This window comes from Pseudomonas sp. M2(2023), from assembly GCF_030263955.1.
Taxonomy (GTDB): Bacteria; Pseudomonadota; Gammaproteobacteria; order Pseudomonadales; family Pseudomonadaceae; genus Aquipseudomonas; species Aquipseudomonas asiatica.
The window spans coordinates 3,760,710-3,777,087 of record NZ_CP127114.1 but is presented as its reverse complement, the minus strand read 5'-3'; the positions used below and the strand labels follow the sequence as shown (position 1 = coordinate 3,777,087).

The window sequence follows — 16,378 nt, the reverse complement described above, 5'->3', positions numbered from 1 at the left end:
CCATGCAACTGCCAGACATCCTGGAGCTTCATCTCGGCGCTGAGCGCCGTCTGGTTCGCCAATGAGCGCGCCTGTTGCCATCCGTAATGCCTTCGCTGCCTGCCTGGTGTTCGCCAGCCCCGTTTTGTGGGCCGGCAGCCTGCCGGTACCGGTGGACGCCAAGGTGGTCGACCAGCGCCCTGCCGTGGAGCAGGAGCGCGTCTACCCCATGGGCCCGCTGCGCAAGATCAGCGGCCGCCTGCGGGTCGAGGACAAGGTCGAAAGCCGTGGCCAGGTCAGCTCGGTAACCTACGAACTGCCGGTCGAGCGTACTGCTCGCGAAGCCTTCACCAGCGCTCGCGAAGCACTGCAGCGCGACGGCGGCTACCCGCTGTTCTGGTGCCAGGGGCGCGATTGCGGCGAGGCCAGCCTGTGGGCCAATGATGTGTTCGGCAATGCCCGCCTCAACGGCGGCGACGAGCAGCAGGCGTTCATCCTGCTGCGCCGCTCGGCGGAGCAGGCCGACACCCTGGTCGCGCTGTACAGTGTCACCCGCGGCAACCGCCGCGCCTACCTGCACGTGGAAGAGTTCGTCGCCGGCAGCCCGCTGGGCGAACTGCTGCCGACCGCCGCCACGGTGCTGCGCGAAATGCGCGACACCGGCAAGCTCGACTACCCTGATCTGGCCGCGCCGCAAGACGCCTGGGCGAACCTGCTGGCCCGTAGCCTGAACCTCGACAGCACCCTGCGTGCCAGCCTCAGTGGGGCCCAGGCTGAAGCCTGGCGCGAGGCGCTGGTCAAGGCGGGGGTGCGCAATGGCCGCCTCGAAGTCGGTAGCGCGCCTACCGACGGCCTGCACCTTGAACTGATCCGTTGAACGGGCACCACCATGGCTAACAATGACCGCTTGCTGGTCCAGATTCTGCTGCTGGCGCTGCTGGGTGCCGGCCTGTGGGTAATGGCACCTTTCATTTCTGCGCTGTTGTGGGGGGCCATCCTGGCCTTTTCCAGCTGGCCGTTGATGCGCCTGCTGACGCGTGCGCTGGGCGGGCGCGAAACCCTGGCGGCCAGCCTGCTGACCACTGCCTGGATCCTGATCGTGGCGCTGCCGCTGGTGTGGCTGGGGTTCAACCTGGCCGACCACATTCGCGATGCGACGGCGTTCGTGCGTGACGTGCAGGTGGACGGCCTGCCCGATGCTCCGGCGTGGCTGGGTGGCATCCCGTTGGTTGGCGAGCGCCTAGTCAGCTGGTGGCAATCGCTGGACCAGCAGGGCGCGGCCTTGCTGGCCTCGGTCAAGCCGCACCTGGGGCAGGTGGGCAACTGGTTGCTGGCGCGCAGCGCGCAGATCGGCAGCGGCGTGCTGGAGCTGACCCTCAGCCTGGTATTCGTGTTCTTCTTCTACCGCGATGGCCCGCGCTTGTCGGCGTTCGTCCTGCGCTTGCTGCACCGCCTGATGGGCGACCGTGCCGAGTACTACCTGGAACTGGTGGCCGGTACGGTGCAGCGGGTGGTCAACGGGGTGATCGGTACAGCCGCCGCGCAGGGCGTGCTTGCATTGATCGGCTTCCTGATTGCCGGTGTGCCCGGGGCCATTGTGCTGGGCCTGGTGACCTTCATGCTCAGCCTGATCCCCATGGGCCCGCCACTGGCATGGATTCCGGCCACCGGCTGGCTGGTATGGAAAGGCGAATACGGCATGGCGGTGTTCCTGGGAGCCTGGGGCACCTTCATCATCAGTGGCGTGGACAACGTACTCAAACCGTACCTGATCAGCCGTGGCGGCAACCTGCCGTTGGTGATCGTGCTTCTGGGCGTGTTCGGCGGCCTGATCGCCTTTGGCTTCATTGGCCTGTTCATCGGGCCGACCTTGCTGGCGGTCGGCTACAGCCTGCTGCTGGACTGGAGCCGCAACGCCGTCCCGCAGCCGCCTCAGCAGTAAACCTGTACTGGCCTCTTCGCGGGTGAACCCGCTCCCACAAGGATCTCCACAGCCCGGGAGAGCGGTGCGGTCCCTGTAGGAGCGGGTTTACCCGCGAAGAGGCCGGTTCAGGCAACCTCAATTCCCGATCTTTACGCCTTCTTTATCGCCATCCCCACCTCCCAGTCTCGCCCCTTTACGCCCCTCGCTCGGACAATTTCCCCAAAGCGGCCCAAGCCGCACCACGGGGAGAACCACACATGAACATGCTCGACGGGCTGTCACTGCTGCTGGCAGTGGCATTGGCGTTTTATCTGCTGGTGGCGCTGCTGCGCGCCGATCGCAGCTAGGGAGTGGCCATGCACAGTTACGACTTCGCCTTGCTGTTGGCATTTTTCGCGATCGTGCTGCTACCGGCACCCTGGCTCGGGCGGTTCTACTTCAAGGTCATGGAAGGCCAGCGCACCTGGCTGTCGCCCGTGCTGGGCCCGGTCGAGCAAGCCTGCTACCGGCTGGCGGGCGTGCGCGCCAGCCAGGAACAGAACTGGCAGCAGTACACCTTGGCTCTGCTGGCCTTCAACCTGGCCGGGTTCCTGCTGCTGTTCGCCGTGCTGCTGTTGCAGGGCTACCTGCCATTCAACCCGCAGCATCTGCCCGGCCAGGAATGGTCGCTGGCGTTCAACACCGCGGTCAGCTTCGTCACCAACACCAACTGGCAGGCCTACAGTGGTGAGGCGTCGGTCAGCTACCTGAGCCAGATGCTCGGCATGACCGTGCAGAACTTCGTCAGCGCCGCCACCGGCCTGGCCGTGCTGGTCGCCCTGTGCCGCGGCATCGCACGGCGCAGCGCCACGACGCTAGGCAACTTCTGGGTCGACATGACCCGCGCCACCCTCTACGGCTTGCTACCGCTGTGCCTGTTGCTGGCGTTGCTGCTGGTATGGCAGGGCGTACCGCAAACCTTGGCCGACTACGCCCACGCGGCCACCCTGCAAGGCACCGAGCAGACCATCCCGCTGGGCCCGGCTGCCAGCCAGATCGCCATCAAGCAACTGGGTACCAACGGCGGTGGCTTCTTCGGGGTCAACTCGGCGCACCCGTTCGAAAACCCCACGGCCTGGAGCAACCTGTTCGAGGTGGCCTCGATCATCCTCATTCCGGTGGCGCTGGTGTTCACCTTTGGCCACTACGTGAAGGACCTGCGCCAGAGCCGCGCAATCCTCGCCTGCATGCTGGCCCTGTTCCTGATCGGCGGCAGCACGGCATTGTGGTCCGAGTACCAGCCCAACCCGGCCCTCGAGAGCGCGCAGGTACAGCAAAGCGCCCCGATGGAGGGCAAGGAAACCCGCTTCGGCACCACCGGCTCGGTGCTGTGGACAGTGACTACTACCTCTGCCTCCAACGGTTCGGTCAATGCCATGCACGACAGCCTCAACCCGCTGACCGGCATGGTGGCGATGGTCAACATGATGGTCGGTGAGGTGATCTTTGGCGGCGTCGGTGCAGGGCTGTACGGCATGCTGTTGTTCGTATTGATCGCGGTGTTCCTGGCCGGGCTGATGATCGGCCGCACCCCGGAATACCTGGGCAAGAAACTGCAGGCCCGCGAGGTGCAGTTGCTGGTGGCGACCCTGCTGGTGATGCCGGTCGGCGTGTTGGTGCTCGGCGCCATTGCCGCCAGCCTGCCAGGCCCGGCAGGTGCGGTCAGCAACCCGGGTGCGCATGGCTTCAGCCAGCTGCTGTATGCCTATACGTCGGGCACGGCCAACAACGGCTCGGCCTTTGCCGGCTTTGGTGCCAACACGGTGTACCACAACCTGATGATCGGCCTGGCCATGCTCATCGGCCGCTTCGGCTACATCCTGCCGGTACTGGCGCTGGCCGGCAGCCTGGCGGCGAAGAAAAGCGCGCCCCAGGGGCTTAACAGCTTCCCCACCCATGGCCCGCTGTTCACCAGCCTGCTGCTGGTCACCATCCTGCTGGTCGGTGGTCTGACCTTCCTGCCGACCCTGGCCCTTGGGCCGATCGCCGAACATTTGAGTCTGGGTTTTTGAGGACCGACCATGAACATGCCCATTGCTGAAGTAAAAGCCCGGCAAAGTGCCAAGGATCAGACCCGTTTCGCCGCATTGTGGCGCCCGGCGCTGGTGCAGGCGTTCGTCAAGCTCGACCCGCGCCAACTCAAGCGCTCGCCGGTGATGCTGGTAGTCGCCCTGACTGCGGTACTGACCACCGTCCTGTGTTTCGCTCCCGGCAGCGGTGTGAGCACCGGTGTGGCCGTGCAGATCGCCCTGTGGCTGTGGTTCACCGTGCTGTTTGCCAACTTTGCCGAGGCCCTGGCCGAAGGCCGTGGCAAGGCCCGCGCCGACAGCCTCAAGGCTGGCAGCCAAGGGCTTACCGCCCAGCGTCGCAAGCGTGATGGCAGCTACGAAACCGTAGCAGCCAGCGCGCTGCGCAAGGACGATGTGGTGCGCGTGGTAGCTGGTGAAATGATTCCCGGTGACGGCGAGGTGCTTGAAGGTATCGCTGCGGTCAACGAGGCCGCCATTACCGGCGAGTCCGCGCCGGTGATCCGCGAGTCTGGCGGCGATCGCTCAGCGGTGACCGGCAATACCCGGCTGGTCTCAGACTGGTTGTTGATCCGCATCACCAGCAACCCGGGCGAATCGACCCTCGACCGCATGATTGCCCTGGTCGAGGGCGCCAAGCGGCAGAAGACGCCCAACGAGATCGCCCTCGACATCCTGCTGATCGGCCTGACCCTTATCTTCCTGATCGTGGTGGTGACCCTGCAGCCATTCGCCCACTTTGTCGGTGGCAGCCTGCCGCTGATCTTTCTCGCCGCATTGCTGGTAACGCTGATCCCCACCACCATTGGCGGCCTGCTGTCTGCCATCGGCATTGCCGGCATGGACCGGCTGGTGCGGCTGAACGTCATCGCCCGCTCGGGCCGGGCGGTGGAGGCGGCCGGTGATGTGCACACGCTGATGCTCGACAAGACTGGCACCATTACCTTCGGCAACCGCCGCTGCAGTGCGCTGCACGCGGCACCGGGCATCACCGCCCGCGAGCTGGGGGAGGGCGCCTTGCTGGCCTCGCTGGCGGACGACACCGCCGAGGGCAAGTCGATCGTCGAGTATCTGCGCCAGTTGCATGATTTTGTCGAACCGTCCGCCGGCCAGTTCGAGGCCGTGGCTTTCAGCGCCGAGACGCGCCTGTCGGGGATCGACTTCCAGCAACACCGCTACCGCAAGGGCGCTGTCGATGCCGTACTGGCGTTCGTCGGCATGCAACGCCTGGAAATGCCACCGGCACTGGCCCGTGAAGTGGAGCGTATTGCCCAGAGCGGCGGTACACCGCTGCTGGTGTGCCTGGACAAGCGCCTGCTTGGCGTGATCCACCTCAAGGATGTGGTCAAACCCGGCATTCGCGAGCGCTTTGCCGAGCTGCGCAAGCTGGGCATTCGCACGGTGATGGTGACCGGAGACAACCCGCTAACCGCCGCCGCCATCGCTGCCGAGGCCGGCGTGGATGACGTGCTGGCCGAGGCCACGCCGGAGAAGAAGCTGGCGCGCATCCGCCAGGAGCAGAACGACGGCCGCCTGGTGGCCATGTGCGGCGATGGCGCCAACGACGCCCCGGCACTGGCCCAGGCTGATGTGGGCATGGCCATGAACGACGGTACCCAGGCGGCGCGCGAGGCAGCCAATATGGTCGACCTCGACAGTGATCCGACCAAGCTGCTGGATGTGGTGCAGGTCGGCAAGGAGTTGTTGGTGACCCGCGGCGCGCTGACCACCTTCTCCATCGCCAACGATGTGGCCAAGTATTTCGCCATCCTCCCGGCACTGTTCGCCGCCATCTACCCGCAGTTGGGCGTGCTCAACCTGATGGACCTGGCCAGCCCGCAGAGTGCGATTCTGTCGGCCATCGTGTTCAACGCGCTGATCATCATCGTGCTGATCCCGCTGGCGCTGCGCGGCGTGCGGGTGCAGGCGGCCAGTGCGGCGCACCTGCTGCGGCGCAACCTGCTGATCTACGGGCTGGGCGGCATTGTCGTGCCGTTTGCCGGGATCAAACTGATCGATCTGCTGCTCAATGCCCTGCACCTGGTCTGAGGAGGCCACCATGAATGCTTATGTACGCCCGGCATTGAGCCTGGCCCTGTTGATGACCCTGGTGACCGGCGCGCTGTATCCGCTGGTGGTAACCGGTATTGCCCAGGTGGCTTTCCCCACCCAGGCCAATGGCAGCCTGGTGCGCGATGACCAGGGCCAGGTGCGCGGTTCGGCGCTGATTGCCCAGGATTTCCAGGGCGATGGCTGGTTCCACGCGCGGCCATCGGCAGGCGCCTACGCCACCGTGGCCAGCAGCGCCAGCAACCTGTCGCCGAGCAACCCGGCGCTGGCCGAGCGGGTCAAGGGCGATGCGGCTGCGTTGTATCAGGCGCAGCAGGGGCCGGTGCCCCAGGCGCTGCTCACCACCTCGGGCAGCGGCCTCGACCCGCACCTGCCGCCGGAGGCCGTGGCCTACCAGATCCCGCGGGTGGCGGCGGCACGGCAGTTGCCGGTGGAGCGCTTGCAAGGCTTGCTGGAAGAGGCCACCCTCCACCCATTGATCGGCCCGCCGGTGGTCAATGTGCTGGCCTTGAACCAGGCCTTGGAAAACCTCAGCCATTGATAGATGACTTGAGGGGCTAGCAGGGACCCTGTGGGAGCGGGTTTACCCGCGAATGCGTCGGTGGAGCTATTACTGCATTCGCGGGTGAACCCGCTCCCACAGGTACAGTGTTTGTCCCTGGATTTGCTGCTTGCTGGAAATAGCAAAGGATGAAAGATGAGTGACTCCGCCCGCGCAGACGCGCTGTTGGCTACCCTCCCGCGAAGCGGCCGGGGGCGGTTGAAGGTTTTCCTTGGCGCCGCCCCCGGCGTCGGCAAGACCTTCGCCATGCTCCAGGCCGCCCACGCCCAGCAACGCCAGGGCGTGCAGGTGCTGGCCGGGGTGGTCGAAACCCATGGCCGTGCCGAAACCGAGGTATTGCTCGCTGGCCTTCAGCAGCAGCCCCTGCTGCGCAGCCAGTACCGCGGCGTCACGCTCGAGGAAATGGACCTCGACGGCCTGCTCAAGGCCGCGCCGGCCCTGGTGCTGGTCGACGAACTGGCCCACACCAATGCGCCCGGCAGCCGCCACGCCAAACGCTGGCAGGACGTACAGGAACTGCTGGCCGCCGGCATCGATGTGTACACCACGGTCAACGTCCAGCACCTGGAAAGCCTCAACGACAAGGTCCGCGACATTACTGGCGTGCAAGTGCGCGAAACCCTTCCGGACTGGGTGCTGCAGGAAGCCTTCGAGCTGGTGCTGATCGACCTGCCACCCCGCGAGCTGCTCGAACGTCTGCGCGAAGGCAAGGTGTACGTGCCCGAGCAGGCGCGGGCCGCCATCGATGCGTTCTTCTCGCAAACCAACCTTACCGCCCTGCGCGAACTGGCCATGCAGACCGCCGCTGCCCAGGTGGATGCCGACCTGGCCCACGGTTATCGCCAACGCGGCCAGGAAGCCCCGGCCCTGCGTGGGCGCTTGCTGGTGGGCGTGGATGGCGACGACCAGGCGGAACGTTTGGTGCGCCATGCCAGCCGCGTGGCGCAACGCCGCCACCTGCCCTGGAGCCTGGTGCACGTGGACAACGGCCGCCTGCGCGACGAAACCGCACGCCAGCGCCTGCAAGCTGCCCAGCAACTGGCCGAACGCCTGGGCGGGGAGGTGGTACTGCTGCGTGCCGGTGAAGTGGTGCGCACGTTGATCCAGCATGCCGCCGAACGACGGGCCAGCCTGGTGCTGGTCGGGCAGTCCCGCGACCGCCTGCGCCGGCGCTTGTTCGGTGCCGGTGTGGCCGCGCGGCTGCTGCGCGAAAGCCACGGCCTGGAAATCAACGTGCTGGACCGCGACGCGCAGCCGCAAGCGCCGCGTTCGGCGGTACGGCGGGTGTGGGTCTGGCGCCATTACCTGCTGGCGCTGCTGGCCACGGTCATGGCCGCAGGCCTGGCCTGGGCGGTGTCGAGTGTGCTGGCGCTGCCCAACATATCGCTGGTGTTCCTGGCCGCGGTGTTGCTGGTGGCAGTGCGCAGCAGCCTGGGGCCTGCGCTGGCCTGCGCAGTGCTGTCGTTCCTGACCTACGACTTCCTGTTCATCCCGCCCAACCTGTCGTTCAGGATCCAGCGCGAAGAAGACGTGCTGACCCTGGTGTTCTTCCTGTTGATGGCCGCGCTCACCGGCAACCTGGCCGCCCGCCAGCGCCGCCAGTTGCAGGCGCTGCGCGAGACCCAGGCGCAGACCAGCCAGTTGCTCGACCTGTCGCGCCGGCTGACCGTGGCCACCGACCGCCAGGCGGTGTTCAACGCCGCCGGCCAGCACCTGGACGGTTGGCAGGACATGCAGGTGTGCCTGCTGGAGCGCAATGTCGAAGGCCAGTTGCAGGTGGCCAGCGGCGAAGCCCATGCCTTCAGCGATAACGAACGCGCCGCCGCAGAGTGGGCCTGGCAGCACGGCCAGGCCGCCGGTCATGGCAGCGACACCCTGCCCAATGGCCGCTGGTGGTGGTGGCCGCTGGCGGTGGATGAGCAGCCCCTGGCATTGCTTGGTGTGCGCCCACGCTCCGGCCAGCCGCTCAGCGACCCGCGCCGGCGCCTGCTCACTGCCCTTGGCCAACCACTGGCCCAGGCCCTGGCCCGCGCCCGGCTGGCCGAACAGCTGGAGGCCGCGCGGCTGCATGGCGAAACCGAGCAGCTGCGCAGCGCCTTGCTCGCGTCCGTTTCCCATGACTTGCGTACCCCGCTGACCGCCATGCGCGGTAGCATCGACAGCCTGCTGGCGCTGGGCGAGGCGATCCCCGCCGCCGACCGCCGCGAACTGCTGGAGGGCACCCGCAACGAGGCCGAACGCCTCGACCGCTACATCCAGAACCTGCTCGACATGACCCGCCTGGGCCACGGCGGCCTCAAGCTGGCCCGCGACTGGGTGGCCCCGGCCGACATCGTCGGCAGCGCGCTCAACCGCCTGCGCGCGGTGCTGGCGCCGCTGCGGCTACACACCGACGTGCCGACCGAGCTGCCGTTGCTGTTCGTGCATGCGGCATTGATCGAACAGGCGTTGGTCAACGTGCTGGAAAATGCCGCGCGCTTCTCGCCAGCCAATGGCCGGCTGGAGCTGCAGGTGTCGGTGCAGGACGCCCGGTTGTGCTTTGCCGTCAGCGACCAGGGCCCCGGCATTCCCGTGGAAGACCGCGAGAAGATCTTCGACATGTTCTACACCGCCGCTCGCGGTGACCGCGGCGGGCAGGGCACCGGCCTGGGCCTGGCGATCTGCCAAGGCATGATAGGCGCCCATGGCGGGCAGATCCTGGTGGGTGAAGGCATCGATGGCCAGGGCACCAGCATCACTTTATGCTTGCCGCTGCCCCCTCAACCTGAAACCGAAAGCGAAACCCCATGAGTCAGTCCGCCACCCTCCTGGTCATCGACGATGAACCGCAGATCCGCAAGTTCCTGCGCATCAGCCTGGCCTCGCAAGGCTACAAGGTGCTCGAGGCCGCCACCGGCGCGGAAGGGTTGGCCCAGGCGGCGCTGGGCAAGCCGGACCTGGTGGTACTCGACCTGGGCCTGCCGGACATGGACGGCCAGCAGGTACTGCGTGATCTGCGCGAATGGAGCGCGGTGCCGGTGCTGGTGTTGTCGGTGCGCGCCAGTGAAGTGCAGAAGGTCGATGCGCTGGATGGTGGAGCCAACGACTATGTGACCAAGCCGTTCGGCATACAGGAGTTCCTGGCGCGGGTGCGCGCCTTACTGCGCCAGGTGCCGCAGGCCGGTGGCTCGGAAGTGGCGGCCAGCTTTGGGCCGCTGATGGTGGACTTTGCCTTTCGCCGGGTGACCCTGGATGGCGTGGAGGTGGCGCTGACCCGCAAGGAGTATGCGCTGCTGGCGCAACTGGCCGGGCACCCGGGGCGGGTGATTACCCAGCAGCAACTGCTCAAGGATATCTGGGGGCCTACCCATGTGGATGACACCCATTACCTGCGGATCGTGGTCGGGCATCTGCGGCAGAAGCTGGGCGATGACCCCACGGCGCCGCGGTTCATCATCACCGAGCCAGGTGTGGGATACAGGTTGGTGGCGCCCACCATGTAGCCCCTGTGGGCATGCCCGCGAAGAATCCAGCGCGGTGCATGGCACCGGCTGCGCCTGTGTTCGCGGGCATGCCCGCTCCCACAGGGTCCCTGCTAATCCAATGAGTCATGTGCGACCTAGGAGAGAGATTGCCCAGCCCTTTGGGCTGCGCTGTCGCGTAGAAAACTGAATTCGCAAGCGGCCCGCGTACCCTGTGGGAGCGGCTTTAGCCGCGAAGAATCCAACGCGGTGCATGGCACCGGCTGCGCCGGTGTTCGCGGCTAAAGCCGCTCCCACAGAGTCCCCGCTAATTCGATGAGTCATGTGCAGTTCTGCGAGAGCTGGCATGCCGGCGATAGGGCGAGAGCAAGCAGTGCAAGAATAATCTCAGGGGGCGGTTCTCGACTCCAGATCCATTTCCGCTGGCCACTCTACTCGGGGTGCCAGGCGCAGGGCGAACTCACACCAGAGCACATCGTTGTGATCCTTGGGGGGGCCGGGTGGTGGCAGGGCTGAGGGGCCTTCCTGCATGTAGGTGCAGATGTAGGCCCAGGCATGCTGGTCGGCACCCATCGTACTCAGGTGAAAACGGTCGATGACGTTGTTCGTGCCCGGCGCGACGATGGACAGCATGACACCCCATTTGAAAATGACCCCACCGTTTGGCAGGGCGCCGGTTTGTGACCAGCGCTCGGCACGAACTTGGGACCAGTCGTAACTGACCGGCACGACCTGGCCTTTGTCGAAGGGGTTCCACCATTGGCGTTTGAAGTTGTAGGCGTAGATTTTCTGGCGCGCCCGGTTGAACCTGATGGGTAGGTCGCGAGGGGGGCATATATCAACCTGGTATCCAAAAAACGTACACCAGACGCCGAGGAACAGTACAAGAATTCCAATGATGACTAGCTCTATGCTGCCAATGCTCCAGCTCTTGAAGATCATATGAGGAACCTGCAGCGTAAACATGGCCGCAGGCACGGAGAGTGCCGAGAGGATGCCTCTAGGTGAAATAGGAGATCGAGGCACTTCAAGGTAAATCGTATCTTGATGGTTTGGTATCTGCCTGCCCAAGTTCCTGTCAACGGCTGGAGGAGTGGCTGGGCCAGGCAGATCCTCCTTCCAGCCAGCGCAAGGAGGGACTAGTAATGGGGAGGCCAATTGAGGTGCTCCAAAGATCTGATGCTGTTCTCTATCATTGTTATCTGTGCTCGAGCTGAATCGTCATCAGGATCAGGCCAATAAATCAGGCTCAACTCCAGAGAGGTAATGTTGTGGTGATCTGTCAAGGGGAACGCCCCTTGGATGTTCAGGATCCTGCTTTCTGTGTCGACGCTTTTGTGTAGGTTTTCTAGTATGTCGTCTGCAAAAACACCGGCAACACTCAGTGCCGAGCTTGACGGCAGTATTAATCTAGTGCTGTCTCCTGAGAGAGTGATGGTTTCTTTGCTTCCCCCGGTTCGATGCAAGTCCAGCTTCCATTGATAATGTGAAGTACCCACCGTGAAATCTGGCATGCTCATATACGCATTCAGTACAAAGCCTGCTGCCACCGTGCTGCCGTCACTGATTACTGAATCTATTTCCCCGTGTTTGAAACCAATTTTTATCGAGGCCTCGGCTCTCATGCCAAGCGCTGCGGCATTCAAAGCGCCAATAGCCAAATCAATACTTTTTGCCTCACACCAATACCGATGTTCGGGTGGTAATCCCCATCTGCTACGTCGAGCCCATAGTTCTGTCGCGGAGGATTCTTGTTGCTTCGCCCTGGTCGCCAATGCGTATGCTGCCAAGCCCAAGATCATCGCGATTCCCAGCGGCCCTAGTAATGTGCCTGGGACAAGGGCGGCATAGCCCGCCGGGAAGATCGTGGCAAAGGCAATGGCGCTTGCATAGCCATAGGTTTGGGCGGACGCAACGTCCCCCTGGTCATCTGACCTTCGCGCAGCGAAGGCATATTGTGCTGCGTCAGATGCCCCCGCGAGTGCTGCTATGACGCCACCGAATTTAGCGATGCGCTCACCTAAATTTACGGTGCTAATAGCGCTTGGCCACAGCTTTTCCGGGCGAAGTAACTGTGCGGTAAGCCCCACACTCTCTACGGTTGCCCCCAGCACACCAAGGGAAGAAGACCATATTGCGGCGAGCGCTTCCGGGTCTACGTTGGCAGTTTTAAGTAGCGCCTGATAATTTTTGCGCAGGCTATCTTGATGGAACCATATTCCGCCTAGCCCAAGCATCAGGCTGGCGCTTGTCGGGTTTGTTACAGCGCTCCGCAAACTATTAGTTGTATCGCTTGCCAAGCTACGAGCAGCCTCTGCACTTAGCCGAAAGGCGTTTGCACCTACAGTAATAGTACGCGCCAGTGTAGTGGCCCCTGATACGGCACTTGCCCGAAGTTGAACTAGCCGCGCCTGCAAACTCTCAGCACTTTCCAACGTCCAGAGCATCACCTCGATCATCTGGCTACGGTTACCCACTGCCGCAATATTGATCGCGCCACTCAGCACCATGGCCCGCACCTTGCGGCCCAGGGGATCACGGAACTGCTTGTCTATCTGCTGCAGAAACGCATCGGTCCGCGCCTCCAGGGCTTCATTGAGCAGGCTCATGTATTCGCCCACTGTCAGCGACACCCGCAGCGGCGTTACCTGCTGCCCGGCGAACAGGGCAAACGCCGAGCGATGCACATGGCCGATTAGGGTCTTGGTCCGTTCACTGATGTGCTGGCTGAGCGTATTCCCTGCGCTGTTGGCCGCGGCCAGCAACTGGCCAACGGCATCCTGTATCGGCTTGATCATCAGCAGTTGGCCATCGGCGGTGCCGGCGATGCCCTTGATGATGTCGTACACCTTGCCGAAGTCGTCCCCGGACAGCGCGTTGGCCACCTGCTGCATCAGCTTCTGGTTCTTGGCCAGTAGTGCCTGGTAAAGCAGGCTGCGGTCGTCTTCCAGCAGCTGCTGCCAGATATGCTGGGTGATCCCGAGCGGCTGACCCTCCTGCGGCAAGGTTTCAGTGGGCCCGCCGGCCAGGCAGGCGGCCATCATCTGGATGAAGTACTCCACCGAAACGGGGGAGGTCGCGTCATAGTCGTAGTAGCCGATCTGCTGAAACGCCCGCTTGGCATAGTGCCGCGCATACAGATCGCCAACCTGGTCGATCATCGACTGCCAGTTTTTCAGTTCGCGGTCGTAATCGGCCTGGAACGCCGCGCGGGCGCTTTCGTCGTAACGCTCTTCCAGCCGCTCGCGGGCGTCCTGCTGCTTGCGCGCGGTGTTGCGTTCGGCCTGCGCGTCGATGTCCACCGGCGGCAGATACGCCTTGGCCGCGATCGGGCTGTCGTTCCACTGCTCGATCTGCCGGGCTTCCCGCTGCGCGTCCTCGGCACCCTGCACGGCCGCCATGGCCGCGTGCAATTCGCGGATGCCCAGCAGTGCTTGCGAGGTGAAGTATTCGAAGTGCCGCTGCGGCTGGGCCCGCCATTCCTGCAGGGCTTGCACCCAGCCAGTGCGTTGCGCGTTGAGCTCCATGACCATGCCGACCGGGTCGGGTAGCGTCAGCGCCAGCAGGCCATTGGGCAGTTGTTCCTGCTCGATGACATTGCGCACATGCGTGCGGGTTTCATGCCAGCGGCCCAGGCGGCTGTAAAAGCCATGAGCGCTGGTAAACCTGGCAGAGGAAAAGGTGGAAAACTCCAGGACCTGTTCCAGGCCGAAGCGGAAGCTGTCGGTCATGGCGATGCCGAGGCTGGCAGGGTCGTTGCGTGCGGTGTTCAGGTCCACCTCGACGAAGCGGGCGAGGGTGCCCGGGTCGCTGTTGGCGATGCCTTGCCGATAGCGGTCGAGTACCGCTCGGGGCCAAGGGTCGTTGGCGAAGGCGATCCAGGCCTTGCGGTAGAGCAGGGTATCGATGTTGATGAACGAGGCGATCACATCGTGGCCTTCGGTGGCGCATACCTTGGGTAACGACCTGGGTGGCCCCAAGGGCATCTGCGACACCGGAAAGCGCTGCAAGGTACCTTCCGCCGCCACCTCGTAGGCCTGCCAGATTTCCTGGTCGAGCAGTACGTAGACATAACCCTGGCGCAGGAGGCGCAACTGGTCGGTGTGCATCGGGTGGAAGACGATTTCGCTATCGTCTGCCAGGCGATAGGGGCGCCCTGTGTCCGGGCGTGGGGCGTAGGCCTCGCGCAGCAGCAGAATCGGCAGGCCGGAGCGTTCGCAGGCATTGCAGGTGCCGTAGGTGTTGGGGATCTCTTCCTGCATGGCGATGTGGATGGTTTTGCTGATGCTCATGGGTAACTCCTTGCCTTCGGCAGGCCGGCGACGATGTGCGACCAGGTGCATTCGTCGTAGCTGGCGAAGCGGTCCGCCAGGCGCTGCTCGCCGGCAGCTGCCTTTTCCACGTCGTGCTGGATGGTCGGGTGCTGAAGGAGCAGTGGGTGGATCATGAGCATGTGCAGGCACATGCACTGGATATCGGCACGGTCGCGCAGGCCTTGCCTGAAGGCCTTGAGGATCAGGTTCATGGCATGGGTGGGTGCGTTTTCCGGCAGGCCTGATGAACCTGCGAAGTGCCAGGGTGCATGGGGATGCTGCACGGCACTCAGGCGATGCCAGGCACCGAGCAGTTGAATGATCTGCGGTGCGACGTGCTGGGTCGCCCTCACGGCCTCGGGGACGGCCAGTTCGCCAGCCATGGGTTCTCGCTCGAATACCTCGCAACTGCCACAACCATCGGGATGTAGCCAGCTGCGAACAGGCCCGAGGACTTCGCCTGCGTTTTTCAGGGTCGCGCGTAGCAGCGCCAGCCGCACGGGTTCAAACCAGGCGGTGATACCGTGCGGTTCTGGTTGGTGCAGCACCTGACACTGGTGGCTGATGTGCTGGGCGATGAGGTCGGCGGGTTGATCGCTGATCAGCCAGCCACACACGTAGTGCCAGGTAGCTGCCGATTCACGAGCGGCGCAGGTCGCGCTTAATGGGGCAAGGGCTGTGGGCGCATCGCCGGGTTCGGCGAGCTGGACCAGAGCTGGCCAGCACTCAGGATCCTGCACCAGGCGGCTGCAGTCGACGCGCGTTACGGCATCACTACCCAGCGCTTCGCTGAGGGCAGCGATGGCCAGCGGGTGCTCAGGTGGGCAGCCGGCGAATGGGTCCAGTAAAAGGTAGAGGGCTTCTTCTGGTTGGCGCTGCTGGTTGGCGAAGTGATCGACCGACTGCACGTAGCCCTGCGTGGACTGGCTCGACATGAGAAGTTCCTTTTCTTCTTGATGGCGAGCAGAAACCTAACGGGGAATCAATGCTGCAGGTAGTTATCGGCTTCCTAACCAGCTGTAGGATTTTTCGCTGTCGGACGAGGCAGTCGTATCGCTCAGGACCTCGGGGATTCTGTTTCAAAGCATTGGCGCATCACGTCAAGGTAACGCCGCGCGCCCAGGCCCAACGGGCGCGACTTGACCCAGATGATGTCCACCCACAAGCGCAACCGGCTGGCCATGTTGTCGAAACGCACCTCCGCCAGCGCGCCCGAAGCAATCAACGGCTCGACCAAAGGCTGCGGCAGGTAGGCCCAACCAAGGCCCGATTGCACCAGGTCCAGCGTGGCCAGGTAGCTGTCGGTCAGCCAGATGCGCCGCGACAGCACCATGCGTGGGTCCGACCCGGTGGCCTTGCCCGACGCCACGATGATCTGCCGCTGTTCGGCGAAAGTCTCTTCCGGCAACGGCGTGCCGCTGCTCTGCCCGGCCGGATGGCGGGGGGAGGCGACGGCCACCAGCAACTGGCTGCCGGCCTCCAGGAATGACTCGCGTTCGTCGATGCCAGGCCTTTCGAAGACCAGTGCCAGTTGCACGCTGCCGTCATGCAGCAGGCGGATGGCTTCGGCCTGGGTGGCCGAGCGTACTTCGATTTCCAGGCTGGGAAATTCCTGGGCGAGGGTTTCCAGCGGCTGGCTCCAGCGGCCGGTCTGCAGCTCGGGGGCCATGGCGATAGTCAGGCGCTTTTCCAGCCCCTTGTGCAGTTGCAGGGCCTGGGCGTCGAGCAGGTTGAGCTGGCAGATCACCTGCCTGGCCTGGGGCTCCAGGGCCAGTGCGGCACTGGTGGGCAAGGCTTTGCGCGTGGCCCGGTCGAACAGCACCAGGTCCAGCTCTGCCTCCAGCTGGGCGATGGCCATGCTCACGGCCGAAGGCACACGCCCCAGCTTGCGCGCGGCGGCAGAGAACGAGCCTGCCTCCAGCACCGCGAGGAAGATTGCCAGGGAGTCGCTGGTAAAGGCCATTGTCAGTAAACCTGATGACGAGGAAGCGTTGTGGCCGAAA

12 protein-coding genes are annotated in these 16,378 nt (G+C 64.3%); 8 read left to right on the top strand and 4 right to left on the bottom strand.

The genetic code is table 11. From position 1 onward, the window contains the following. Positions 1-61 precede the first annotated feature (61 nt). The 8 genes from QN085_RS17455 (at position 62) to QN085_RS17420 (ending at position 10,083) form a co-directional block, all read left to right on the top strand. Positions 62-856, top strand: coding sequence for a DUF4892 domain-containing protein (locus QN085_RS17455; RefSeq protein WP_023661209.1), 795 nt, complete (start codon positions 62-64; stop codon positions 854-856). Positions 857-868: 12 nt separating this feature from the next. Continuing rightward, the gene (locus QN085_RS17450) at positions 869-1,921 is read left to right on the top strand and encodes an AI-2E family transporter (RefSeq protein WP_023661208.1); all 1,053 of its coding nucleotides are present in this window, start codon (positions 869-871) and stop codon (positions 1,919-1,921) included. Positions 1,922-2,160: 239 nt separating this feature from the next. Continuing rightward, positions 2,161-2,250 (top strand): K(+)-transporting ATPase subunit F, encoded by a 90-nt coding sequence (kdpF, locus tag QN085_RS17445; RefSeq protein WP_003251485.1) that lies wholly within the window; start codon positions 2,161-2,163, stop codon positions 2,248-2,250. 9 nt (positions 2,251-2,259) lie between these two features. Continuing rightward, positions 2,260-3,954 (top strand): potassium-transporting ATPase subunit KdpA, encoded by a 1,695-nt coding sequence (kdpA, locus tag QN085_RS17440; RefSeq protein ID WP_031324506.1) that lies wholly within the window; start codon positions 2,260-2,262, stop codon positions 3,952-3,954. A 9-nt stretch (positions 3,955-3,963) separates the two neighbouring features. Then, on the top strand, positions 3,964-6,018 hold the full coding sequence (gene kdpB, locus QN085_RS17435; protein WP_023661206.1) for a potassium-transporting ATPase subunit KdpB: 2,055 nt from the start codon (positions 3,964-3,966) through the stop codon (positions 6,016-6,018). Positions 6,019-6,028: 10 nt separating this feature from the next. After that, positions 6,029-6,580: a potassium-transporting ATPase subunit KdpC gene (kdpC, locus tag QN085_RS17430; protein WP_013973416.1), complete on the top strand. Its 552-nt coding sequence runs from the start codon at positions 6,029-6,031 to the stop codon at positions 6,578-6,580. Positions 6,581-6,736: 156 nt separating this feature from the next. Further along, complete coding sequence (locus QN085_RS17425) at positions 6,737-9,391, top strand: DUF4118 domain-containing protein (RefSeq protein ID WP_041505762.1); 2,655 nt, start codon at positions 6,737-6,739, stop codon at positions 9,389-9,391. Beyond that, positions 9,388-10,083, top strand: coding sequence for a response regulator (locus tag QN085_RS17420; protein WP_013973414.1), 696 nt, complete (start codon positions 9,388-9,390; stop codon positions 10,081-10,083). Before QN085_RS17425 ends, QN085_RS17420 begins: the two co-directional genes overlap by 4 nt. Before the next feature lie 366 nt (positions 10,084-10,449). On the opposite strand, the gene QN085_RS17415 is transcribed toward QN085_RS17420, so the two are convergent. The 4 genes from QN085_RS17415 to QN085_RS17400 all read right to left on the bottom strand — a co-directional run bounded on the left by QN085_RS17415 (position 10,450) and on the right by QN085_RS17400 (position 16,338). Next, on the bottom strand, positions 10,450-11,004 hold the full coding sequence (locus QN085_RS17415; protein WP_023662339.1) for a DUF6708 domain-containing protein: 555 nt from the start codon (positions 11,002-11,004) through the stop codon (positions 10,450-10,452). A gap of 197 nt (positions 11,005-11,201) precedes the next feature. Then, positions 11,202-14,354 (bottom strand): T6SS effector BTH_I2691 family protein, encoded by a 3,153-nt coding sequence (locus tag QN085_RS17410; RefSeq protein ID WP_023662340.1) that lies wholly within the window; start codon positions 14,352-14,354, stop codon positions 11,202-11,204. Continuing rightward, positions 14,351-15,310 carry a hypothetical protein gene (locus QN085_RS17405; protein ID WP_013973411.1) on the bottom strand — a complete coding sequence of 320 codons (960 nt, stop codon included), beginning with the start codon at positions 15,308-15,310 and terminating at the stop codon, positions 14,351-14,353. Before QN085_RS17405 ends, QN085_RS17410 begins: the two co-directional genes overlap by 4 nt. A 122-nt stretch (positions 15,311-15,432) precedes the next feature. Further along, positions 15,433-16,338 (bottom strand): LysR family transcriptional regulator, encoded by a 906-nt coding sequence (locus QN085_RS17400; protein ID WP_023662341.1) that lies wholly within the window; start codon positions 16,336-16,338, stop codon positions 15,433-15,435. Between the last annotated feature and the right edge of the window lie 40 nt (positions 16,339-16,378).

Bases quoted from the DNA above. Each gene is read 5' to 3' on its own strand.
- QN085_RS17455 (WP_023661209.1), top strand. From the start codon at position 62: ATGAGCGCGCCTGTTGCCATCCGTAATGCCTTCGCTGCCTGCCTGGTG.
- QN085_RS17450 (WP_023661208.1), top strand. From the start codon at position 869: ATGGCTAACAATGACCGCTTGCTGGTCCAGATTCTGCTGCTGGCGCTG.
- kdpF (WP_003251485.1), top strand. From the start codon at position 2,161: ATGAACATGCTCGACGGGCTGTCACTGCTGCTGGCAGTGGCATTGGCG.
- kdpA (WP_031324506.1), top strand. From the start codon at position 2,260: ATGCACAGTTACGACTTCGCCTTGCTGTTGGCATTTTTCGCGATCGTG.
- kdpB (WP_023661206.1), top strand. From the start codon at position 3,964: ATGAACATGCCCATTGCTGAAGTAAAAGCCCGGCAAAGTGCCAAGGAT.
- kdpC (WP_013973416.1), top strand. From the start codon at position 6,029: ATGAATGCTTATGTACGCCCGGCATTGAGCCTGGCCCTGTTGATGACC.
- QN085_RS17425 (WP_041505762.1), top strand. From the start codon at position 6,737: ATGAGTGACTCCGCCCGCGCAGACGCGCTGTTGGCTACCCTCCCGCGA.
- QN085_RS17420 (WP_013973414.1), top strand. From the start codon at position 9,388: ATGAGTCAGTCCGCCACCCTCCTGGTCATCGACGATGAACCGCAGATC.
- QN085_RS17415 (WP_023662339.1), bottom strand. From the start codon at position 11,004: ATGATCTTCAAGAGCTGGAGCATTGGCAGCATAGAGCTAGTCATCATT.
- QN085_RS17410 (WP_023662340.1), bottom strand. From the start codon at position 14,354: ATGAGCATCAGCAAAACCATCCACATCGCCATGCAGGAAGAGATCCCC.
- QN085_RS17405 (WP_013973411.1), bottom strand. From the start codon at position 15,310: ATGTCGAGCCAGTCCACGCAGGGCTACGTGCAGTCGGTCGATCACTTC.
- QN085_RS17400 (WP_023662341.1), bottom strand. From the start codon at position 16,338: ATGGCCTTTACCAGCGACTCCCTGGCAATCTTCCTCGCGGTGCTGGAG.